The organism is Helcobacillus massiliensis (assembly GCF_033106145.1).
In the GTDB taxonomy this organism is placed as follows: domain Bacteria; phylum Actinomycetota; class Actinomycetes; order Actinomycetales; family Dermabacteraceae; genus Helcobacillus; species Helcobacillus massiliensis.
In genome coordinates this window covers 120238-142672 of record NZ_CP136959.1, presented here as the reverse complement: position 1 = coordinate 142672, position 22435 = coordinate 120238, and the positions used below count along the sequence as shown (strand labels likewise).

Here is a 22435-nt window from a genome sequence, read left to right as displayed (position 1 = left end):
GAGCGGCCCCCAGCCACCACCGCCGTCAGGACAGGCGGATGCTGTTGACGAACGACTTGAACTCCGCACTCTGCGCATAGCTCGGCGTCACCATGCCGCGCATCACGTGGTACGCCTTGTGCTCCTCCACTTCGATCATCATCAGGATCGACACCGCCTTCGCGCCGGTCTTCTTGATCTTCACGGCGATCAGCTTCGTGAACGCCTTCTGACCGGTCGAGATGTCCCACTGCTTCACCGCTCGGCTCTCGACGAACTCGAGATCGGAGGCGTTCTTGATGTCCTTCTCCCAGTTCGATGCCTGGGTGTACGGGCCGCCGCGCAGCTTCACCACGTCGGTGATCCGCAGGTAGCCGTGGCGACCGTTGTTGATGTCGTACCCGGCGACGTCGCGGCTGTCCAAGCGGCTCTTCTGCACCGGCGTCCACGTCTTCGGCACCGTGTACTGGAAGCGGCCCGTGGCGGCCTGAGCACCGGAGGCCTTCTCCTGCCGGAAGTCTCCGTTGCCGTCACCGCTCGGGACGGTGTCGCCGGAGTCGTCACCGCCGAACGGATCGCTGCCCTGGTTCTGGCCATCGGTGCTCTGGCCGTCGTGGCCATCGCTGCTCTGGCCGTCGTCGCCATCGCTGCTCTGGCCGTCGCTGCCGTCGCCCTTGGCGTCCTTCCTGCTGCGGTCCTGGTCGTCCCCGTTCGTGTCGTTGTCGCCGTCGCCGCCGAACAGCTCAGAGGGATTGCAGCCGGTCGCCGCGGCGAGGACGAAGCCGGAGCCGGCAAGGGTGAGGAATCGTCGACGATTGATGGTCATGATGCGTCGCCTTCAACGGGGCCGCTGATCGCCAACGGCCGATGACCCCGACGCTACGGATACCCGGGCACCGACACGATGGGCACCGAAGGACACCGCGACCTGGGCTTCCATCCCCGAGCACCAGTGCCCGGGCACCGGTGTCCATGCCGCAGACTCTGGATGGCCTGCACCGCTGGCCGCTGTGCCCGGGGAGCTGCCCGTGACCTCACCGTGACATTCCTCCCGGTGATCGTGGCGGGCGCCACATGCATCTGATTGAATCAAGTGACGCCGCCGCCCCCGTCGGCGCACCACCCGGGCCCGCTGGCTCGGACCGACCGAAGGAGCACACCATGGACAATCTTCCCGGCTGGGTCATTCCCGCGATCATCATCGCGCTGGTCCTGCTCGCCCTGATCATCCTCATCTCCGTTCTCAGCTCCAAGAAGAAGCAGCGACAGGCCGAAGCCGACCGCCGCGAGGCAGCTGAGCTGCGCCAGAGCGTTGCCCAGGACCGCACCCGCATCGAGGAGGACGAGCTCGCAGCCCGCGAGTCCGAGGTGCAGGCCGACCGTGCCCGCCTCGAGGCCGAGCGCCAGAAGCGCGCCGCTGACGAGCAGGCTGAGCGCGCCGCTCAGCAGAAGCGCGACGCCGTCCAGGCCCGTGAGGACCTCGATGACCGCCTGCGCCGCGCCGATGAGCTCGACCCGGACACCAATGCCACCGGCCGCCGCCGCGCGGACCGCCCCGCCGCCGATGCTGACCACCGCGACGCGGTCGACCATGACCGCCGCCTCGACGAGGAGCACGTGGAGCACCGCTCCGAGGGCCGCCCCGCCGCCGTCGTCGGCGCCGACCAGGACAGCCGTGATGACCGCCTCGAGCGCCACGAGGACCGAGAGGTCCGCACTGACCGCGTCGAGGATCGCACTGATCACCGCGACGACTCCGGCTACGAAGACTACTCGCAGACCGATGACCCCCGCCTGTACGACCGCGGCCCCGGCGACGCACGCCAGGGCGACATCGACGTGGACACCCGCGCGGGCAGCGACGCCGGCTACCAGGACTTCTCGCAGGAGGTCCAGGTCGACGACTCCGGGTACCAGGACTTCTCGCAGGACACCCAGGTGGACGACGCCGGCTACCAGGACTTCTCGCAGGACGCCCAGGTGGACGACTCCGGCTACCAGGACTTCTCGCAGGACGCCCAGGACGACCTCGGTGATCGCCACGGTCGCCACGAAGGCCGCCCAGACGGCCGCTGACCCACCAGCAGCCGCCCACTGACGGGGCGGGGCAGGACCAACCGGTTCCGCCCCGCCCCGTCTGTTCGCCGGGATCCGTCGGCCGGCCTCCCCTCGGCGCCGACGGGCCCAGATGGGAGCGTCCTCACAGCCGCCCATAACGGGCACGCCCCCGTTCGTGACGGGGGCCATACGGCACCGGTTCCGCACAGCAACCGCTCAATGCGCGGGCTTAGCATGAACATCAGCTGGCCCCGCCCGGGCTGAACGAATGAGCCCTGGCAGCGGACAGTTCGACTTCTACATCGTCAAAGGAGATTCGAATGACGGCTTCTGAGAACCCGGATCTTAAGATCGCACAGGCGCACACCCTCAAGCCCATCGGCGAGATCGCCGAGAAGGCCGGCATCCCCGAGGACGCCCTCATCCACTACGGCAAGCACATCGCCAAGGTGGACATGAAGAAGATCGGTGAGCCGAAGGAGCCCGCAAAGCTGGTTCTCGTCTCCGCTCTCTCCCCGACCCCCGCCGGCGAGGGCAAGTCGACCACCACGGTCGGTCTGGCGGACGCCTTCAGCCTCAAGGGCAAGAACACCATGGTCGCCCTGCGCGAGCCGGCCCTCGGCCCGATCATGGGCGTTAAGGGCGGCGCGACCGGCGGCGGCTACGCCCAGGTCGTCCCGATGGAGAACATCAACCTTCACTTCACCGGTGACTTCCACGCCATCCAGATCGCGAACAACACCCTCGCGGCCCTCGTGGACAACAGCATCCACCAGGGCAACCCGCTGAACATCGACCCGCGTCGTGTGCAGTGGAAGCGCGTTGTGGACGTCAACGACCGCGAGCTGCGCAACATCGTCGTCGGCCTCGGCGGCCCCGCCCAGGGCGTCCCGCGTGAGGACGGCTTCGACATCGTCGTCGCCTCCGAGATCATGGCCGTGCTCTGCCTCGCCACCGACCTCAAGGACCTCGAGAAGCGCATCGGCGACATCGTCGTGGCCTACAACTACGACCGCGAGCCCGTCACCGTGCGTGAGCTCGAGGTGCAGGGCGCCATCACCCTGCTGCTGAAGGACGCGCTGAACCCGAACCTGGTGCAGACCCTCGGCGGCACCCCGGCACTGGTGCACGGCGGCCCGTTCGCGAACATCGCGCACGGCTGCAACACCATGATCGCCACCAACCTCGCCCGCTCCCTCGGCGACATCGCCGTGACCGAGGCCGGCTTCGGCTCGGACCTCGGCGGCGAGAAGTTCATGGACATCAAGTCCCGCTTCGGTGACTTCGGCCCGGACGCGGTCGTCATCGTCGCGACCGTCCGCGCTCTCAAGATGCACGGCGGCGTCAAGAAGGACGACCTCAACACCGAGAACGTGGACGCACTGCTCGAGGGCACCTCGAACCTCCGCAAGCACGTGGAGAACGTCCGCAAGTTCGGCGTGGAGCCCGTCATCGCCCTGAACCGCTTCCCGAACGACACCGAGAAGGAGATCAAGGCGGCTCTGGACTGGGCTGAGGAGAACGGCTTCAAGGCTGCTCTGTCCGAGGTCTGGGCCAAGGGCGGCGAGGGCGCACTCGAGCTCGCCGACCAGGTGCTGAAGGCGATCGACGAGCCGGTGAAGTTCGCTCCGATCTACGACACCGAGGACGGCATCGAGAACGCCATCGAGACCATCGCCAAGGAGATCTACGGCGCGTCCGAGGTGCAGTACGTGGGTTCGGCTCCGGCCGCACTGCGTCGCCTGAAGAAGAACGGCTGGGACAAGATGCCGGTCTGCATGGCGAAGACCCAGTACTCCTTCTCCGATGACCCGACGAAGCTCGGCGCTCCCGAGGGCCATGTCCTGCACATCCGCGACCTCATCCCCAAGCTCGGCGCCGGCTTCGTCGTCGCGCTGACCGGTGACGTCATGACGATGCCGGGTCTGCCGAAGCAGCCTGCAGCTCTGCGCATGGGCCTGGACGACAACGGTGAGGCGTTCGGTCTGTTCTGATCGGATCAGGTCAGGCACCCGGTCCGAGTCGGCTCAGCTGAGCCCGACCGGCCGGGAGCCCTGATCACCTGACAGCGGCGGCCGACGGCTGCTGGCCCTAGATGGGGCCGGTGGACGTCGGCCGCTTTGTCATGCCCGGCGGCGTGGGCCGCCCCACCCTCTCTCCCCCGCCCCCACCTGTTTCCGAACGTGCGGCGAATCATCCACCTCACGGGCCGTCCTGAGGTGGATGATTCACCTGAAGTTCGCGGAAGCGAGGGGTGCCGGTTCCGGGCGCCGGTTCAGGCGGGGCGGTTCGGCGCGTCGCGGTCGGTCCGGTCGTCCTCGGGACCGAGATCCACGCGGCCGTCCGTGCCGGAGTCTGCAGCCCAGCTCTTCAGCTCCGCCAGGTCCATGCCCGAGGTGTGGATGAACCGGTTGTCCGGCAGCGACTCCGCGCTCGCCGGATCGGCATCCCCCGGCCCCGCGTACTCGTCGATGAACCCGTCGTCGTCATCATCGGGCTCCCCACCCATCGCCAGGCGGGGCGACAGCTCATCGACCGCATACTCACCGTCGTGGATGAAGCCGCGGCGGAACGCGGCCCGGCCCACCATCGCACTGGACGCCGGCACGGTCACCATCTGGGCAAGGCCCACCATCGCCAGCAGGGCCGCCACGCTGACGGAGCCCACATCGATTGCGACGCCCACGAGGAACAGGATCATCCCCACCGTCTGGGGCTTCGACGCCGCATGCATCCGCGTGAGGACATCCGGGAAGCGCAGCAGTCCGATGGTGGAGATGCCGGCGATGATCGCGCCGGCGAGCACAAGAGCACTGGAGAGGAACGCCGTCACAGCTGCTTCACCCCGTCACTCTTGTCCTTCGCCTGCGACGTCTCCTCACGGGACACGAAACGGGCAACCGCCATCGTGCCGATGAAGCCGAGCGCAGTGATCGCGAACATCCCGACAATGGCGAAGGTGGAATGCGTGGCCGCTGTGAACAGCGCCAGTGCGAGCAGCACGAACACCATCAGCATGTCCGCCCCCACCGACCGGTCGAGGATCGTGGGGCCCGCCACCATCCGGTAGATCACCGGGATCGTGGACAGGGACAGGATGATGCCCGCCACCAGAATCACCCAGTCAGGCATCGCGCCCTCCCTTCCGGACGCTGAAGCCGGCCCCTTCGAGGACCTCGCGCCGGGCGAATGCCCGCAGGGCCCGCTCCTCCTGGTCGAGGATGGACTGGCGGAACTCCTCCACCTCCTCGGGGGTGGTGACGTCGAAGGCGTGGAGGAACACCGTTCCGCTGGAGCGCTGCGCCTCCACCACCACGGAACCCGGGATGAGGGTGGCGAGCATCGCGGTGAAGGTGAGGAACAGGTCCGATCTGGACCGCAGCTGCACCCCCACCACCGAGCAGTCGGGGACCGGCCGCGGCCGGATCGCCGCCCAGGCCACCTCCAGGCCGGAGCGGAACATGTCGAAGAAGAACCGGGCGAGGAACACCACCGCCGCCACCGGTCGCACAGTCAGCTCGCGACCGATCGCCGGCATCGGGAAGATCAGCTCCAGCAGGAGGACGACAGCGACCCCTCCCACTACGTTCAGAAGCGTCGGCCCGCCCCACAGACCGCACCACACGATCAGTGCGACCGCTATGCCGATCACATGCTCGGGAAGGCCGCGCAGGCGCCTGCTGAGCTCGCTCATCGCTGCACCACCCGCTGCCCGTCCTCACCGAGCCGGTACACGATGCGGTCCACGCCCTCATCGCCCAGCACCGCTCTCACATACGGGGCGCGCGCCTGCAGCGACTTCGCCGCCTCCTCGGCGTAGCCCATCAGCGGACCCGCCACCACCGTCAGCGCGATGGTCACGGCCACCAGGGCGGCGGTCGCGGCGTACGGTGCCTCGGGGATGTCCGGGTTCTGCTTCAGCACCTCGGGCGGCGCCGACTGCCAGAACGCGCGGTTCCACACCTTCGCAATGGCGTACAGTGTCAGCAGGCTGGCGATCACGGACACCGCCACGAGGGTCCAGGACAGCCAGGTGTCCGACTGGATGCCGGCGCGGATCAGCCCCACCTTCCCGATGAAGCCGGAGAACGGCGGGATGCCGGCGAGGTTCATCGCCGGGATGAAGAACAGGATCGCGATCACCGGGGACAGTTTCGCCAGCCCGCCCAGCTTCGCCAGATTCGTGGACCCGCCCCTGTACTCCACGAGCCCGGCGGCGAGGAACAGGGTGGACTGCACGGTGATGTGGTGCGCCACGTAGAACACGGTCGCGGTCATCCCCAACTGGGTGGACACTCCGATGCCGAACAGCATGTACCCCATGTGGCTGACCAGGGTGAAGGACAGCACGCGCTTCAGGTCCGTCTGGGCGATCGCACCGAAGATGCCGATGATCAGTGACAGACCGGCCGCCACCAGCAGCAGGGTGGAGATCTCCGAGAACGGGAACAGGAGGGTCTCCAGGCGGATGATCGCGTAGATGCCCACCTTGGTGAGCAGACCCGCGAACACGGCGGTGACGGGAGCGGGTGCGGTGGGGTACGAGTCGGGCAGCCAGGCCGACAGCGGGAAGATCGCCGCCTTCACACCGAACGCCACGAGCAGCACGAACTCGATCATCAGCCGCGTGCTCTCACTGATGTGGTCCATGCGCACAGCGATCTCAGCGAAGTTCACGGTGCCCACGGCCATGTAGACGGCGGCGAGCCCCACCAGGAAGATCATGGAGGACAGCATCGACACGATGACGTACACCGTGGCGGCTCGGACTCGTTCCTTCGAGCCGCCGAGGGTGAGCAGCACGAACGATGCCGACAGCAGCACTTCGAACCCGACGTACAGGTTGAACAGGTCGCCCGCCACGAACGCGATCGACACTCCCGCCACCAGCACCAGGTAGGACGGGTGGAAGATCGCCACGGGTGTCCGCTCGGCGCGCCCCGCGTTCGACTGCGCACTGGAGTAGACGAGGACCGCGAGCGTCACGATGGAGGACACCAGCAGCATCAGCGCTGATAGGCGGTCGACGACCAGCACGATCCCGAGCTGCGGGGTCCAGCGGCCGATCTGGAGGACCATCACGTCACCGGTGTGGGCGTAGAACACCAGCATGGCCGCGACCGCGAGGATCGCGACCAGAGTGGAGATGGTGACCCACAGCTGCAGGCGGTGGCGTCGGCGGGTCAGCAGGGCCACGGCCGCGCCCAGCAGCGGCAGCATGACCGGCAGGGCGATGAGGGTTGCCGGATCCATCAGCACTCCCCTCCCGTCGGCCGACTGCCTCGCTGGCCCTTCGGCGGGATGATCACGGTGCGCACGGTCTCCTCATCAGCCTCCGTCTCCGGGCCTTCGACGTGGTCGTCGGAGGTGAGGTCGTCGGAGATCTCGTCATGGTCGTCGTCGGGGAAGTCGGCCTCGGCGCCGACGAGGTCCACGAGGGCCCGCTGGGGGCCTGTCGGCGTCCCGGTCGCCTTCGAGGAGCGGCGCCGACGGGTGCGCGCCCGGACCCGTCGGTCCTCGACGTCGTCGGGGACCTCGTCGTGGCCGAACAGCTGCCAGGCGCGGTGCGCCAGCGCCATCCCGAACGCGGACAGCGCCATCGAGATGACGATCGCGGTCAGCACCATCGCCATCGGCAGCGGGTCGCTCATCTCCTCCACCGGCGCCGCCCCCTGGAACGGGGGCCTGCCGGGCACACCGATCGCCATCAGGAACAGCAGGTTGATGCCGTTGGACAGCAGCACGAACCCCATGATGATGCGGGTCAGGGTGCGCTCCAGCACCAGGTACACACCGCAGGCGATGAGCACACCGGAGACGATGACGAGTGTGAGGCTAATGGGCACTGAGCTCAGCCTCCTGCTGTCGATCGATCTGCTCACCGAGGGTGCGCAGGAAGTCCAGCACCATGCCGAACACCACGAGGTACACGCCGATGTCGAACACGAGGGCGCTGGCGAGCTCCACCTCGCCGATCACCGGCACAACGGGGTGCAGGACCACGGAGTCGAAGATGCCGCCGCCCCACAGCAGGGGCGCGGCGCCGGAGAGCACAGCGATCGCCATGCCGGCGCCGAGCACATGCCCAGCCTGCACCGGCATCGCCTCCGCCAATTCGAACCGGCCGCCGGCGAGGTAGCGCAGTGTGACGGCGAGACCGGCCACAAGACCGCCGGCGAAGCCGCCGCCGGGGTGGTTGTGGCCCGCCATCAGCAGGTACACCGACAGCACCATCAGCAGCGGGAACACCACGCGGGTGATCACTTCGATCATCACGAGGCGGCGCTCCGGGGCGAGGGTCTTCGAGGCGTGCAGCCAGGTGTGCCAGCGGTTGCCGTCGGCCTCCTCCGGGGTGGCGTCGAAGTGGGTGATGTTGTCCGGCAGGTCCGCGTCCTGGCTGCGGCGCCACACCGGCACGGTCTGGTTCACATCCCGCACGCGGATCACATGGTTCTCGCTCTTGGTGACGAACAGCAGGGACGCCACCCCGGAGGCCACCACGAGCAGCACCGCGATCTCGCCCATGGTGTCCCACACGCGGGCATCCACGAGCGTCACGTTCACTGTGTTGTGGCCGCCGCCGATCTCGTAGCCCGCGTCGATGAGGTCGGGTCCCGTCGGATCGGCGCTGCGCGCGGACGCCGCGTACACGGCGACGAGGCACACCACGATCGCGGTGCCGATCGCGAAGATCCACCGGGACCACTGGTCCCGCTTGAGGGGCCGGATGGAGAAGTGGGTGGGCAGGCGGCGCAGCACGAGCACGAACACCACCGTCACCACGGTCTCCACCAGAAGCTGCGTGGCCGCAACATCGGGGGCGCCCGCCACCATGAACAGCAGCGCCACGGCGTAGCCGCTGCCGGTCAGCAGCAGCGCGGCACGCAGGCGCCGGCGACTCCTCGCCGCGCCGATGCCGGCGCCGATGGCGAGCACCGCGATCGCTGCTTCGCTCCAGTGGTGGAACGCCACAACGTTCTGCGGCCAGAAGCCGCGGGTCAGGATCAGCACACCAGCCAGCATGATCATCACACCGAGGATCGTGCCGACCGTCAGCGGCAGGGAGCCCCTCTGGTACTGGGCGGTGGTCTTCACCGACACAAGGTCGATGCCGCGCATGAATGAACGGAAGCCGCGTTCGGCGTCCACATACTTCCCCCACGGCCGCTCCAGCGGGGAGACGCGCTTCTGGAGCGCCTCGAACCCGTCGGCCCACAGCGCGAGGAGGACACCGCCGACGATGGCGATGCCGCTGGCCAGCAGCGGGAGACCGAGCACGGGGACGACGTGCAGGTCGAACGGGCCGGTGACGATCGCGTGCAGCACAGTGTTCAGAGCTCCCACCAGCGGGATCAGAGCAGCAGAGACTGCCACGAGCAGCGCCGCGGGGGCCCAGAACAGAACGGGGACGGGCCGCTCCAGGATGCCTCCCTCACCGGGGAACACCCCGGCGATGAACCGCCACGAATAGGCGACGGTGAGCACGGAACCGGCGGTGACGCCGACCAGAACCGGCAGGCCCCAGCCGCCCATTTCGTGCATCGCGGTGAACACCGCTTCCTTCGCCATGAACCCATACAGCGGCGGGATCGCCGCCATCGACGCGGCAGCGAGGATCGCGATGATGCCGAGGGCGGGGGCGTCCTTCCACACGCCGTGCAGGCGCCGCAGGTCACGCGTGCCGTACGACTTGTCGATCGCACCGACCACCATGAACAGGGGCGCTTTGAACAGGGCGTGCCCGATCACGAGCGCCACCGCCGCGAACACGGCCTGATCGGTGGCGAGGGCAGCGATCGCGGCCATGAAGCCGAGCTGCGACACGGTGCCGTAGGCGAGGAGCAGTTTGATGTCGAACTGGCGCAGGGCCCGCCAGCCGCCGAGGACCATCGTGGCCACACCGAGAACAGCCGCCGCGATCCGCAGCGAATCGTAGAGCTCCAGTGACGGCGCCATCCGCAGCAGCAGGTAGATGCCGGCCTTCACCATCGCAGCGGCATGCAGGTACGCGGACACCGGGGTGGGGGCGGCCATCGCGCCCGGCAGCCAGAAATGCCCGGGCACGAGCGCGCTCTTGGTGGCGCAGCCGACCAGCACCAGCACGAGGGCCACCACGCCGACGGATTCCGGGCGTTGAAGCACGTCCGAGAGCAGCATGGAGTCCGCGTCGTGTGCGATGATCAGCAACCCCACCATCATCGCCAGGCCGCCGATGGTGGTGGAGATCAGTGCGTTCATGGCGGCGCGACGCGACGCCTGCTTCGTCAGGTAGTGCCCGATCAGCAGGTACGAGAAGATCGTGGTGAGCTCCCAGAAGATGAACAGGAGCATCATGTCGTCGGCGATGACGAGACCCGCCATAGCACCGGCGAACGCCAGCAGGACGCCGGCGAAGCGGCCCAGCCCGGGCTCGGAGTCACTGAAGTAGCGGGCGCAGTAGGCGAAGATCAGGGCGCCGATGCCGGAGACGATCAGCAGGAACACCCAGGAAAGAGCATCGAGCCGCAGCGTGAGCGTCATGCCCAACTGCGGGATCCACGGGTGCGCCTCCACCACGGGGGAGCCGGCGATCACCTGCGGACCCAGCACCGCGACGTACACGGCGGTGGCGGCCGGTACCAGGGCGAGCAGGTAGAAGGCTCCGCGTCCCAGGCGGCGCACGAGGGCCGGCGCGAGCGCCGCCGCGGCGAAGTGGACGGCGAGAGCTGTGAACACGGCGTTCTCCGTCCTGGCCGGGGAAGGGTGGAATGGGCCCAGTCTAACGACCGCGCCGCCTATTCTGGAATCATGACCGCAGTTCAGGAGGGCCCACTCACGCCCCGCCGTTCCGCCCTCGCCGCGCAGATCCGGGCGTTCGGCCTATGGGACTGGGGAATCTCCGCCTTCTCGTCGGTCATCCTCACCTTCGTGTTCGCGGCGTACATCACCACCGGGGTCGCCACCGCCGGCATCGAGGACCCCGCCGCGGCGCAGGCCGCCACGGACCGCGCCTCCGCGCTGCTGTCCAGCACCCAGATGTGGGCCGCGGTCGCGGTCGCACTGCTCGCCCCTCTGCTCGGATCCCTCGCCGACACCGGTGGCCACCGCAACACCCTGCTGCGCATCACCACCCTCGCCACGGGGGTGCTGGTGGCGCTGATGGTGACGGTCGCGATGGACCCCGCCTTCGTGCTGTGGGGCTGCGTGCTGATCGCCGCCGCCGTGGTCACCTCGGAGCTGGCGCTGGTGTTCGTCAACTCGGTGCTGCCGCAGATCTCCACGGAGCAGAACCGGGGGCGCATCTCCGGCACCGCGTGGGCGCTCGGCTACTGGGGCTCCATCCTCTGCATGGTGCTGGTGCTGGTGCTGTTCGTGATGCCCGGCACCGGTCTGCTCGGCATCACCTCTGAGCGCGGCTGGAACCTGCGCGCCATCGCCCTGTTCACGGCCCTGTGGATCATCGTGTTCACCCTTCCGATCATGCGGTGGGTGCCGCCGTCACCGCGGGACCCGTCGGCCCCGCGCTGGACCCCGTGGGACGGCTACCGGCAGATCGGGCGCCGGCTCGTGCGAACGTGGCGCGACGAACCGCAGATGCTGCACTTCCTGGTGGCGTCAGCGGTGTACCGCGACGGGCTCGGCGCCGTGTTCACCCTCGCCGGTGTGATCGCCGCGGGAGCCTACGGCTTCTCCACCGTCATGATCATCGTGTTCGGCATCGCCGCAAACCTCATCGCCGGTGTGGGTGTCTTCATCGGTGGGCGTGTTGAGGACCGGGTGGGTCCGCGCGCCGTCATCGTCGCGTCCCTGGTGGCGGTGATCGTGCTGGGCTGCGTGATCCTCGTAGCCGGCACAGCAGCCGCGTTCTGGGCGGCGGGTCTTGCCCTGTGCTTCTTCGTGAGACCGATCAACGCCTCCAGCCGCACCCTGCTGACGCGCCTGAGCGACCCGGACCGCTACACCGAGAACTTCGGCCTGTACGCCACCTCGGGGCGCGCGTTCGGATTCCTCGGCACCGGCGCGTTCACCCTCGCGGTGACGCACCTGGGCGGGGTCACGATGGGCATCCTCGGGATCGTGGCGGTGCTGCTGCTGGGCCTGGTGCTGTTCCTGCCGGTCAGGCTCGGTGCCGCGGGGCGGGCACCCGTCGGCCCCTCCCCCGCCGAGGAGCGGGAGGCCGACGGGTGATGCCCGCGCGGTGAGGCGTCGTCAGTGGATGTCGTCGGGGTTCACGAGGAAGCCGTCGCCGTCCACGATGAATCCGCCGACCTTCTCGTGCAGCTGCTTGGCCACCGCCGCGCACGCGAGGTAGGCCTCGCGCTCCATCCGCCGGCGGGCCGCGTCATCGAGCCCCTGGCCCTCTTCGCGGTCGGGCCGCTGCGTGAGGGACACGTGGTAGCGGACCGCGCCCTCCTTCACCCAGTCCACGTGCGCCACCGTCATCACTTCGCCTTCGAAGAGGGGCCGGGCCCGCACGATGACATCGGCGAAGGGGAACACGGCGGCGGAGATCTGGTGGGCGGCTCCGTTCGCGTGGGGGCCCTCATCGAGCACGGCTTCGCGGATGAGGCCCTTCACCACAGCGAGGGTGTCGTCCTCCTCCAGTGCGTACGGGGAGATGACGTCGAGGGCGGGAACGTCGAAGCGGCTCGGCTCGATCTCGTGGCCGCCCTCCAGCTCCGCCTTCCCGCCGATGCGGCGGGCGATCGCGACGATCAGATCCTCCATCCCCTCCGCGTCACCGGGCTCGAGGGTGAGTTCGCGCTCCCCCGCGGAGGTCAAGGATGCGCCCTGACCGATCTCGATGGTGTCGAGGTTGTGGGTCGCTTCGGGGTAGCGGGAGCGCACCAGGGAGTGAACGGCGTCGAGGTCGATCGGGTCGTCGGCCAGCAGGCGGTGGCTCATGCGGTCTCCTTGGGGATGTGGGTGCGGTGGAAGTTCAGGTAGGAGCGGGACGCGGTCGGTCCGCGCTGCCCCTTGTAGCGGTTGAGGTTGCCGGCGCTGCCGTACGGCTTGTCAGCGGCGGAGGACAGCCGGAAGAAGCACAGCTGCCCGATCTTCATTCCGGGCCACAGCGCCACCGGCAGGGTCGCCATATTGGACAGTTCGAGGGTGATGTGGCCGTCGAACCCGGGGTCGATGAACCCGGCGGTGGAGTGGGTGAGCAGGCCGAGGCGGCCGAGGCTGGATTTGCCTTCGAGACGGGCAGCGATGTCGTCGGGCAGTTCCACGGTCTCGTAGGTGGAGGCGAGGACGAACTCCCCGGGATGCAGCATGTACGGCTGGTCCGGGTCCACCTCCACGAGGCGCGTCATCTCATCCTGCTGCTCGGCAGGGTCGATCATGGCGTACTTGTGGTTGTCGAACAGCCGGAAGAACCGGTCGATGCGCACATCGACGGACGCCGGCTGGATGAACTGGTCATCGAACGGGGTCAGGCGGATGCGGCCCTGCTCGATCTCACTGCGAATATCGCGATCCGAAAGCAACACGCCCCCAGACTACCCGGCCCGGCCGTGATTGCGGCCCCCTCGTTTTGGCCGACGGGGCGTGCCGGGGCTAAGCTGACGGGGTACGCGGGTGTAGTTCAATGGTAGAACTTCAGCTTCCCAAGCTGACAGCGCGGGTTCGATTCCCGTCACCCGCTCCACGGAACCCCAGGTCCCAGTCCCGGCTGGCCTGGGGTTCACTCGTTGCCGCGGGTATCAGCGCGGGCGCTTCTCGCAGGCGACGCCGTCGCCGTCGCCGTCATGCTTCGACTCGTAGCCGGGGTCGCCGCGGCGCAGGGGCGCGGCGCCCGCATCCCATGCCTCCCGGCAGTTCTTGAACCGCACCGAGCCGCCGCTCGGCTCCCGCCCGGAGCCGGGCTTCTTCTGGGAGTCGCCGACGACGCCCTGCTTCTGCTCCTTCTTCGGAGCGGCCGGCTTCGGCGACGAAGCGGGCTGCTTCTTCTTCGGTTCGCTGGTCGTCGAATCGCTGCCGCTGACAGGCTTCGGGCGCTCCCCTTCGCCGATCACGTCCCCCTCACCGCGGCCCGGCCACGCCAGGGACGCGCTGGAGTAGGTCTTCTGGTCGGGGCAGGAGGTGAGGATGCGCTCCATCGCGTCGCGCTCCGGCGGGGTCACCCACAGACCGTACTTCTTCTTCACGGAGATCTGCCGCGCCACGTATTCGCAGCGGAACGCCGTGTTCGGCGGCAGCCAGGTCGCGGCGTCAGCAGAGCCCTTCTGCCGGTTGAGGGATGCATCCACCGCGATCAGGTTGAGGGGGTCGTTCGCGAGCTCCATACGCTTCGCACTACCGAAGCGGAACGCACCGGTGACGTGCGCGTTCTGCAGGGCCACGATGTGGTCGATGTCCGCGTCGGAGGGTTCGTCGAAGGTGATGACCTTCCCGGAGTACAGGTCGGTGAACTGCCCGGCCGCTACCACGCAGCCCCTGGTGCCGCGTTTGAGGATCACGGCCTGGAGGTCGCGACGCAGCACGTCGTTGCGGGTGTCGCAGCCGTTGTGGTCGGTGTCCTGGCGCCACTGATAGTCGTCCCGGTCATACCCGGTTTCGGGTGCGCGGCCCTTCACCTCGAGGGTGCGCAGGGTCGCGAGCGCGGTCCCGTCAGCCGGGGCGGGGGTGCCCTTCTGAGCGGGGGCGGCCGACGGGGTCTGCGCGGTGGACGGCTTCGCCGCCGGGGTTGGGGCCGCGCTCGAGGCGGCGGGAGTGGTCGGCTGCGCGGTCGCGGTGGCCGACGGCGTCGGGGAGGCCGACGGGGCCTCGGACGCAGGCGTCGCCGTGCTGGGCTCGCCGGTGGGGGCTTCGCTCAGTTCTATGCCGGGGCGGGTCTGCTCAGGGCTCGCGGTGGTGTCGCCGGCGATCACGCCGATCGCCACCAGCAGGCCGATGAGGAGGACCATCAGCGCAGTGCAGCAGCCGGTGCCGCAGCCGATGAGGCGGCGGGTTTCAGGGGGAAGAGACACGAACCGTCCGATCATTGAAGCAGCAGTGAGGAACCAGCGTACTGCGCTGTGCGGCGCGGATCGGACTGCCGCGCCGCAGTGGGCTCACGTGCCGTTGCTACCGTGAGCGCATGTCCGATCTCGTCCGCGTCCGCGACGCCCACCTGCACAATCTCCGCCACGTGAACGTCGACTTCCCCCGCGGGAAGGTCGTGGCGTTCACCGGGGTCTCCGGCTCCGGCAAGTCCTCGCTCGCGTTCGGCACGGTCCACGGCGAGTCGCAGCGCCGCTACCTGGAGTCCGTGGCGCCGTTCGCGCGCCGCCTCATCGGCTCAGCGGTGGACCCGCAGGTGGAGCACATCGACGGCATCCCACCCACGGTCGCCCTCGAGCAGCGCACCGCCGCCGGGGGCGCCCGCTCCACAGTCGGCACCCTGACGAACCTCTCGAACTCGATCCGGCTGCTGTTCTCCCGCGTGGGCACCCATCCGGACGGGCTCCAGCTCTACTCCGACTCCTTCTCCCCCAACACCGCCGAGGGGCAGTGCCCCCGCTGCCACGGCGCCGGCTACCTCATGGAGCCCACGGAGTCCTCCATGGTCCCGGACCCGACCCTGTCCATCATGGACGGCGCGATCGCATCCTGGCCCGGCGCCTGGCAGGGCAAGAACTTCCGCGACATCCTCGCCGTCCTCGGCGTGGACGTCCACGCCCCCTGGCAGGACCTCCCGCAGGACACCCGCGACTGGGTCCTGTTCACCGATGAGACCCCCGTGGTGACGGTGACCCCGGAGCGCTCCCCCTCGCAGACGCAGCGCACCTACCAGGGCCAGTGGATGAGCGCCGCCGACCACCTGAAGAAGTCCGCCGCGAACTCGAAGTCCGAGCACACCCGCGCCCGCGCCCTCAAGCACATGAACCGCAGCACCTGCCCCGACTGCCGCGGCCACCGCCTCACCCCCGAAGCGCTCCGCTTCCGGTACCTCGACCGCTCCATCGTCGACATGACCGCTATGCCGCTGGAGGACCTGCGCGCCCTCCTCACGGACCGCGCCGAGCGCGCCGGTGACCCCACCACCCCGCAGGAGGAGGCGGAGCGGATCCTGCTGCCCACCGTCCTGCCGGTGCTGGACGCCGTCACCGGCCTCGGCCTCGGACACCTCAGCATGGACCGGCAGGCCCGCACCCTCTCCACCGGCGAGCTGCAGCGCCTGCGCCTGGCCGCCCTGCTGCGCTCCGGCCTGTTCGGCGTCGCCTACGTGCTGGATGAGCCGTCAGCAGGCCTGCACCCCAGTGAGAAGGGGATCCTGCAGGACCTGTTCACCGACTTCATCGAGCAGGGGAACTCCGTGCTCATCGTGGAGCACGACATGTCCCTCGTTGCGCAGGCGGACTGGATCGTCGATGTGGGGCCCCGCGCCGGTGAAGGCGGCGGCGAGGTCCTGTTCTCCGGCCCGACGGATGAGCTGGAGTCCGTCGGCGCATCCCAGACCGCGCGTTACCTCGGGGCCGAGAAGCCCCAGCCGGCCGGACCCGGCGACGTCCGGGCCGCGGCGGGCGAACTCGTCATCACCGGCGCGAGTGCCCGCACCCTCCAGAACGTGACCGTCCGCGTCCCCTTGGGCACGCTGACGGCGATCACCGGCCGCTCCGGCGCCGGCAAGACCACCCTGCTGACGGAGGTGATCGGGCGGGCCCTCAGCGAAAACGTCCGCACCACCGTCAACGACGACGACCCCGCTGATGCCGCGGACCCCGTCGGCCCCGACACGGACGACTCCGCCCCGGTGCTCGGCGGCGTCACCGGCGCGGACCGGGTGAACCGGCTCGTGCACATCACGCAGAAGCCGATCGGCCGCACGCCACGGTCCTGCCTCGCCACCTACACCGGCCTGTTCGACCGGGTGCGGCAGCTGTTCGCCGGAACCGAGGAGGCGAAGCGACGCGGCTGGGGCGTGGGCCGCTTCTCCTACAACTCCCCCGAGGGCCGCTGCCCCGACTGCTCCGGAGTCGGCCAGATCGAAGTGGAGCTGATCTTCCTGCCGGGCAGCTTCACCACCTGCCCCACCTGCCACGGGCAGCGCTACGCCCCCGACACCCTTGACGTGCAGTGGAACGGCCTCACCATCGCCGGTGTCCTCGCCCTCACCGTGGATGACGCAGTGGAGGTGTTCGCCGAGGACCAGCGGGTGGCGCGGGCGCTGCGGGCCCTGCAGGCGATCGGGCTGGGGTACCTGCGGCTCGGGCAGAGCGCCACGGAGCTGTCCGGCGGCGAGGCGCAGAGGATCAAACTGGCCACGGAGCTGCAGCGCACGGCGCGCGGCCGCACCGTCTACCTGATGGATGAGCCGACCACGGGCCTGCACCCGGCGGATGTGGACCTGCTGGTGGCGGAGCTGAACCGCCTGGTCGACGCGGGCGCCACCGTGATCGTGGTGGAGCACGACATGCGGGTGGTCGCCGGCTGCGACCACGTGATCGACCTCGACGCGGGCAGGATCGTCGCCGAGGGCACTCCCGCTGTCGTGGCGGCCTCGGGAACTGCGACCGGCGACTGCCTCTGACTCGCGCCGTTCCAGCCGGGGCGCTCCCGTGCATCCCGCCGGGCCTCAGCGGCAGGGCGGGCCGACGGGGTCAGTCGTCCCGCAGGTCCGGTTCCTTCACGCCGCGCACCTGCGCCCACATGCCGACGATCACCAGCACACCGCACACCGCGATCAGCAGGCGCAGGATCGGGCTGGACCCATCGGACCCCACCTGGGCGACGAACGGCGCCAGCACCGCGGCGAGGATCGCCGCCGCGGCGACGCCCGCAGCGGTCGCCTGCGCGATCAGCGCCGTGACGCGGGCGGATGCTGCATCCACGGTGACAGCGGAATGGCCCCAGGAGCCGCGGCCGCCGAAGCGGTCCGCGTGGTACTCGGCGAGCGCCGCCACCGCGGTGCGCTCCCGCACCGCCGCCACCACGGTGAGGGTCGCGGCCGCGGCCGCGAGGACCGCGACGTAGGACTGCAGGGCGGCGCCGCCGATGCCGAACGCCGCCACGCTGATGCCCGCGGGAGCGAGCAGCACCGGCACGAGCGCGAGCGTGCGGCCGCGGACCGCGCGGGACTCCAGCGGCGCGTCAGCGCCCGAGTCAGCGGCGTCGCGGGCATCGAGAACGGAGTCCGCGGTGGTGCGGCGCAGCGCCTCCGCGAGCAGCCCGGCGAGGATCGCGGCGCTGACCAGGCCCAGGAGGCCACCGGCGAGGATCGTCGGTGAGGAGAGGGCGTCGCTGCGCAGGGCGCGGTCCTCCCACAGCACCGGCAGGCGCTTCGTGCCGCCCAGAACGTTCGAGATCGGCACCAGCAGACCGATCAGCGCACCACCGAGGACGGCCCCCGTCAGCACCCGTGAGCGCGCCTCGCCGAGAGCGGACAGCACCACAGCGGCGGCGAGCGCCGCGGCGAGGGTGAGCATGAGCGCGAACTCCCGGTTGCCGGTGGTGAGCACCAGCAGACCGGTGCCGGCGGCGGCGAGGACCGCGCCGCTCACCGTGACGACGAGGGCGGTGGTGCCGAACCCTGCGAGCTGCGCGCCGATGTGGCCGGTGCGGCCGGTGCGGGCCTGCCGCTGCACCAGCTCTCCCGCGGTGATGCGGTGGCTGAGGACGGCGATGGCGAGAGCGGAGAGCGCGCCGATGCCGAGGGCGATGCCGATGAGGGCCGACGGGTTCTGCCCGTGCAGCACGATCTCGTCGGCGACGCGCTGCACCGCCGGGGAATCATCGAGGCCCTCCTGGAACTGGTGGAAGTTCCGCGCCATCTCCTCCATCTGCGGCTCCAGCACATCCCGGTTCAGCGGGGCGGGCGGGGACCCGTCGGGGTTCGGGGAGACGAACATCGACAGCAGCAGCGGATCGTCGTAGAAGCCGTGCCCGGCCTGCGCCATCCGCAGCTGGGAGTACCGGCTCGGCAGCCACAGCACCAGTCCGGCGATGAGGCCGGCCAGCGGGATCCCGGCACCGATCGCGGTGCGCAGAACCGCCGACTGCGGGAACAGGCGGCCCAGCAGGTGCGGCAGGACAGCCGCCACCTGGATCGCGATCACACCGATGAGGCCGAGGATGACGGCGTGCACACCGATGAGGGGGCCGCCGGCAGTGATCACAGCACCCGGCAGCAGCAGCGCGAGGACGGCCCGCAGGAGGGTGCCGGACGCGCGGTCGAGTGCGGCGTCGGCCCGCTCCGCGGAGGCGCCGGGCGCGACCTTTTCTTCGCGCTCCAGGACCCCCACCAGCAGGTGGGCGCTGATCGCTCCGACGCCCGTCACCGACCGCACCGCCTGCAGGGCGGCGAGGAACAGGGCGAGGCCGCCCGCCGCGGTGATCAGCGGGATGCCCGCGCTCGCCTGCAGCAGGAACACGGCGATCGCGGTGAGCAGACCGGCAGCACCCAGTGCTGACGTGTCCGGCGCTGCCGTCTCCGCGGCCGCGGTGCCCGGCTCGCCGGAGCCGCCTTCAGGTGCATCGGCGGCGTCCACGGGCGGGACCGCCGACGCCAGCGGGGTGATCATCCGCCAGGTGGTGAGCACACCCACCAGGATGCCGACGAGCAGAGCACCCGCGCGGATGAACCGCACGTCCATCCCGCCGGGCACCACCAGCAGTGGCACCGCGATGATGACGCCACCGATGAGCGCGGGACGAGCGGCTGCGTTCAGCAGGTCCGCGAGCGCCAGCCGCAGCGTGGAATCGGGACGGGCCGCGCCGCGGCGCTCCAGCACCAGCGGCACCACGATCAGCGCCGCCGACACCACGGCCAGCGCGATCAGGGACCAGAGGACATCAGTTCCGAGCGAGAAGTCGGGCATCATCCAAGCAGTGAGAGGTCGAGGTGGTCAGGGGCCCCGTCGGCCAGCGCGATCGGCACACCCCAGTCCTGCTGGTGCATGTGGCAGGCGGGGAACTCGTTCGCCGGGTCCGCGTCGCAGCTGGCGGCGCGGGCGTTCACATGCAGAACACCCTCCGGGATCGACGGGTCCAGTTCGATCGTGCGGGACAGGTCCGTGCTGTCACCGCCGCCGCTGAGCAGCATCTCCGGCGGTGTCGTCGTGATCGACACCTTGGTGGCCGGGCCGTAGGAGTCATCCAGTTTGTGGCCCTCCGGCGGGGTGAAGAGCACGTCTACGCGCAGGCGCCCGTCGGCCGGGACATCTGTGACGGGACGCTGCGTCTCCTGCGCGCCCGTGTCGATGTGCTGCTCTGCGGCGGGGGCGGCGGAGATCCAGTTGATGCGGTGCGCACCGGACTCCACCACCATCAGCTGCGCGACCCCGTCGATCGGGTCGGCGTTCTGCACATCCGACGGTTCGTTCAGGCCCGTCGCGATCGTCACCACGGAGTCCTGCGACGGATCCACGATCCGGATCGCGCCGTTGTACGTGTCCGCCACGGCGATGCGGCCATCGGTCATGACAGTGATGCCCAGCGGGTGCTGGAAGCGCGCCGTCTCCAGCGGGCCGTCCACGTATCCGAAGTCGAACAGGCCAGCACCCGCGAGGGTGGTGACGGCCTGGCGCTCATGGTCGACCATGCGGATGGCGGAGGTCTCGGAATCCGCAACGAACAGGGAGCCGGAGCCGTCCACGGTGATGCCGGACGGCTGCGCCCACCAGGAGTCGTGCAGGGGGCCGTCCACGGAGCCCTCCTGGGTGGTGCCGGCGATGACGCCGATGGCGCCGGTGTCGCCGAACTCGCCGTTGTCGTCGACCACGGCCGGGGTGTACGCCCACAGCTGGTGGATGCCGGCCATGGTGATCAGCACCTGGCGGGACACCGGATCGTACTGCAGGTCCCACGGGGTGGAGAGGCTGAACGCCAGCGGGCTGCCGGAGAACGACGCCAGCGGCTCCCCCTGCATCCACTGGCGGCCCGTGCCGGCGAGGGAGCGCACCACGGACGCGGTGCGGGAGCGCAGCAGGCGGGCATGGCCCAGGGCGATGCCGCGCAGACGGTGGTTCGCGGTGTCCGCGACGACGAGGTCGTAGCCGCACTCGTCGGCGACCTCGGGCGGCAGCACGGCAATGCCGTTCGGTTCGGCGAACTGGGCCTCGCCGGCCTCCCCGTCGGCCCAGCCGCGCTGACCGGTGCCGATGACCTCGGAGACCGTGGAGCCGTCCGCTTCGGTGATGACCACGCGGTGCTGGCCGGCATCGGAGACGGCCCAGCGGCCGTCGTTGAGGCGGACCGCCTTCGAGGGGAACCGCAGCGGCTGCAGCTCCCGCTCCTCGATGACGGTGGGGGCCGGGCCGCGGCGCAGGGAGCCGTCGCTCTTGCCTTCGGCGGCGAGGCGCTCGATGATGCCGCGGAGGTTCTCGCGGTGGCCCTCACCGGACATGGACGCGGCGATGCGGCCGTGGGTGTCCAGCACGATCAGGGTGGGCCATGCCTTCGCGCCGTACGCGGTCCAGGTGCGCAGCTCCGGGTCGTCGAGGACGGGGTGGTGGACGTCGTACCGCTCGCAGTTGGCGGCCAGGGCGTCCGGGTCGCGTTCGAACTCGAACTTCGGGGAGTGCACGCCGACCACCACGGCGACGTCTCCGAACTCCTCCTCCAGGGGACGCAGTTCGTCCAGGACGTGCAGGCAGTTCACGCAGCAGAACGTCCAGAAGTCCAGCACCACGACCTTGCCGCGGAGGTCATCGAGGGTGAGGGCGGCGCCGCCGGTGTTCAGCCAGGAGCGGCCGCGCAGCTCCGGGGCGTCGGGCCGCTCGGGCGTGGCGAGGGTGTCAGTCATGATCAGGGGTCTCCTCGGCGGTGAAAGGAACAGCGCCCAGCCTATCGGCGAGGTACTCGATCAGCCTGGGGTCGCACAGCGACTGCACCTGCACGTCGGCGACGTCCACGGGCAGCGCGGTGGAGGGGATGCCGACCAGGCGCATGCCGGCGGCCTTCGCGGCGCGGCCGCCGACGGGTGAGTCCTCGAACGCGAGGCAGTGCTCCGGTTCGACCCCGAGGTCGCGGGCCGCGGCGAGGTACATGTCCGGGGCGGGCTTCGGCCGCTCCACACTGCCGGCGGAGTGCAGGGAGTCGAAGAAGCCGATCAGGCCGCCCTCCTCCAGCTTCAGCTGCAGTTCGTCCGGGGACGAGTTGGATGCGACTGCCATCGGGATGCGGCCGTGCAGGGAGGCGAGAAGCTCGCGGGCACCGGGCATCACCTCGATGCTGCCGTGCAGGGACCGGGTGAAGTGCTCGGACACATCGCTCTTCACCTGCTCGACGGAGCGGCCGGCTGCACCGGCGATGATCGTGGCCGTGTCGTGCAGGGTGGTGCCCATGATGGCGGCCTCCTGCTCGTCGGTGAGAGTGGTGCCGTAATCGGCGAGGACGGCCTGCTGGGTGCGGTTCCACAGGGACTCCGTGTCCAGCAGCAGGCCGTCGCAGTCGAAGACGAGGGCTCGGGGCGTGAAATCGGGGAGCATCCCTCCAC

General features: G+C 69.8%; 17 protein-coding genes and 1 tRNA gene. 5 read left to right on the top strand and 13 right to left on the bottom strand.

Annotation, left to right across the window (positions count from 1 at the left end; genetic code table 11):
* Positions 1–25: 25 nt before the first annotated feature.
* A complete protein-coding gene (locus tag R3I40_RS00665; RefSeq protein ID WP_239375729.1) occupies positions 26–805 on the bottom strand; it encodes a hypothetical protein in 780 nt (259 codons plus the stop codon).
* Positions 806–1140: 335 nt separating this feature from the next.
* On the opposite strand from R3I40_RS00665, the gene R3I40_RS00660 reads away from it, so the two are divergent.
* Together R3I40_RS00660 and R3I40_RS00655 are read left to right on the top strand one after the other, a co-directional pair.
* Positions 1141–2055, top strand: a complete 915-nt coding sequence (locus R3I40_RS00660; RefSeq protein WP_239375727.1) for a hypothetical protein — start codon at positions 1141–1143, stop codon at positions 2053–2055.
* A 302-nt stretch (positions 2056–2357) separates the two neighbouring features.
* On the top strand, positions 2358–4031 hold the full coding sequence (locus tag R3I40_RS00655; RefSeq protein ID WP_239375725.1) for a formate--tetrahydrofolate ligase: 1674 nt from the start codon (positions 2358–2360) through the stop codon (positions 4029–4031).
* A gap of 281 nt (positions 4032–4312) precedes the next feature.
* Here R3I40_RS00655 and mnhG read toward each other — a convergent pair whose 3' ends face one another.
* The 6 genes from mnhG to R3I40_RS00625 are packed head-to-tail and all read right to left on the bottom strand — an operon-like array spanning position 4313 to position 10752.
* On the bottom strand, positions 4313–4870 hold the full coding sequence (gene mnhG / locus R3I40_RS00650) for a monovalent cation/H(+) antiporter subunit G (protein WP_239375723.1): 558 nt from the start codon (positions 4868–4870) through the stop codon (positions 4313–4315).
* Entirely contained in the window at positions 4867–5169 is a 303-nt protein-coding gene (locus R3I40_RS00645) for an MrpF/PhaF family protein (protein ID WP_183376293.1), read from the bottom strand. Before R3I40_RS00645 ends, mnhG begins: the two co-directional genes overlap by 4 nt.
* The gene (locus tag R3I40_RS00640) at positions 5162–5731 is read right to left on the bottom strand and encodes a Na+/H+ antiporter subunit E (RefSeq protein WP_239375719.1); all 570 of its coding nucleotides are present in this window, start codon (positions 5729–5731) and stop codon (positions 5162–5164) included. The genes R3I40_RS00645 and R3I40_RS00640 overlap by 8 nt, the downstream gene beginning before the upstream one ends.
* Positions 5728–7290: a Na+/H+ antiporter subunit D gene (locus tag R3I40_RS00635; RefSeq protein WP_239375717.1), complete on the bottom strand. Its 1563-nt coding sequence runs from the start codon at positions 7288–7290 to the stop codon at positions 5728–5730. Before R3I40_RS00635 ends, R3I40_RS00640 begins: the two co-directional genes overlap by 4 nt.
* Positions 7290–7883 carry a Na(+)/H(+) antiporter subunit C gene (locus R3I40_RS00630; protein WP_183376286.1) on the bottom strand — a complete coding sequence of 198 codons (594 nt, stop codon included), beginning with the start codon at positions 7881–7883 and terminating at the stop codon, positions 7290–7292. Before R3I40_RS00630 ends, R3I40_RS00635 begins: the two co-directional genes overlap by 1 nt.
* The gene (locus R3I40_RS00625; protein WP_285262011.1) at positions 7873–10752 is read right to left on the bottom strand and encodes a Na+/H+ antiporter subunit A; all 2880 of its coding nucleotides are present in this window, start codon (positions 10750–10752) and stop codon (positions 7873–7875) included. The genes R3I40_RS00630 and R3I40_RS00625 overlap by 11 nt, the downstream gene beginning before the upstream one ends.
* Before the next feature lie 72 nt (positions 10753–10824).
* Between R3I40_RS00625 and R3I40_RS00620 the strand changes: the two genes are divergently transcribed.
* On the top strand, positions 10825–12204 hold the full coding sequence (locus tag R3I40_RS00620) for an MFS transporter (protein ID WP_285262012.1): 1380 nt from the start codon (positions 10825–10827) through the stop codon (positions 12202–12204).
* Between the two features lie 21 nt (positions 12205–12225).
* On the opposite strand, the gene R3I40_RS00615 is transcribed toward R3I40_RS00620, so the two are convergent.
* On the bottom strand, positions 12226–12921 hold the full coding sequence (locus R3I40_RS00615; protein ID WP_259922684.1) for a hypothetical protein: 696 nt from the start codon (positions 12919–12921) through the stop codon (positions 12226–12228).
* On the bottom strand, positions 12918–13508 hold the full coding sequence (dcd, locus tag R3I40_RS00610; protein ID WP_239375710.1) for a dCTP deaminase: 591 nt from the start codon (positions 13506–13508) through the stop codon (positions 12918–12920). The genes R3I40_RS00615 and dcd overlap by 4 nt, the downstream gene beginning before the upstream one ends.
* Before the next feature lie 84 nt (positions 13509–13592).
* On the opposite strand from dcd, the gene R3I40_RS00605 reads away from it, so the two are divergent.
* Positions 13593–13666, top strand: a tRNA-Gly gene (locus R3I40_RS00605).
* A 55-nt stretch (positions 13667–13721) separates the two neighbouring features.
* Here the strand turns inward: R3I40_RS00605 and R3I40_RS00600 are convergent.
* Positions 13722–14987 carry a GmrSD restriction endonuclease domain-containing protein gene (locus R3I40_RS00600; RefSeq protein WP_285262013.1) on the bottom strand — a complete coding sequence of 422 codons (1266 nt, stop codon included), beginning with the start codon at positions 14985–14987 and terminating at the stop codon, positions 13722–13724.
* Positions 14988–15097: 110 nt separating this feature from the next.
* Between R3I40_RS00600 and R3I40_RS00595 the strand changes: the two genes are divergently transcribed.
* A complete protein-coding gene (locus tag R3I40_RS00595; RefSeq protein ID WP_285262014.1) occupies positions 15098–17530 on the top strand; it encodes an ATP-binding cassette domain-containing protein in 2433 nt (810 codons plus the stop codon).
* Positions 17531–17600: 70 nt separating this feature from the next.
* On the opposite strand, the gene R3I40_RS00590 is transcribed toward R3I40_RS00595, so the two are convergent.
* Genes R3I40_RS00590 through R3I40_RS00580 form a run of 3 tightly spaced genes read right to left on the bottom strand, consistent with a single transcriptional unit; the run spans position 17601 to position 22427 of the window.
* Entirely contained in the window at positions 17601–19820 is a 2220-nt protein-coding gene (locus tag R3I40_RS00590) for a hypothetical protein (RefSeq protein WP_285262015.1), read from the bottom strand.
* On the bottom strand, positions 19817–21742 hold the full coding sequence (locus R3I40_RS00585; protein ID WP_239376201.1) for a redoxin domain-containing protein: 1926 nt from the start codon (positions 21740–21742) through the stop codon (positions 19817–19819). The genes R3I40_RS00590 and R3I40_RS00585 overlap by 4 nt, the downstream gene beginning before the upstream one ends.
* Positions 21735–22427, bottom strand: a complete 693-nt coding sequence (locus tag R3I40_RS00580; protein WP_239376202.1) for an HAD family hydrolase — start codon at positions 22425–22427, stop codon at positions 21735–21737. The genes R3I40_RS00585 and R3I40_RS00580 overlap by 8 nt, the downstream gene beginning before the upstream one ends.
* Positions 22428–22435 lie beyond the last annotated feature (8 nt).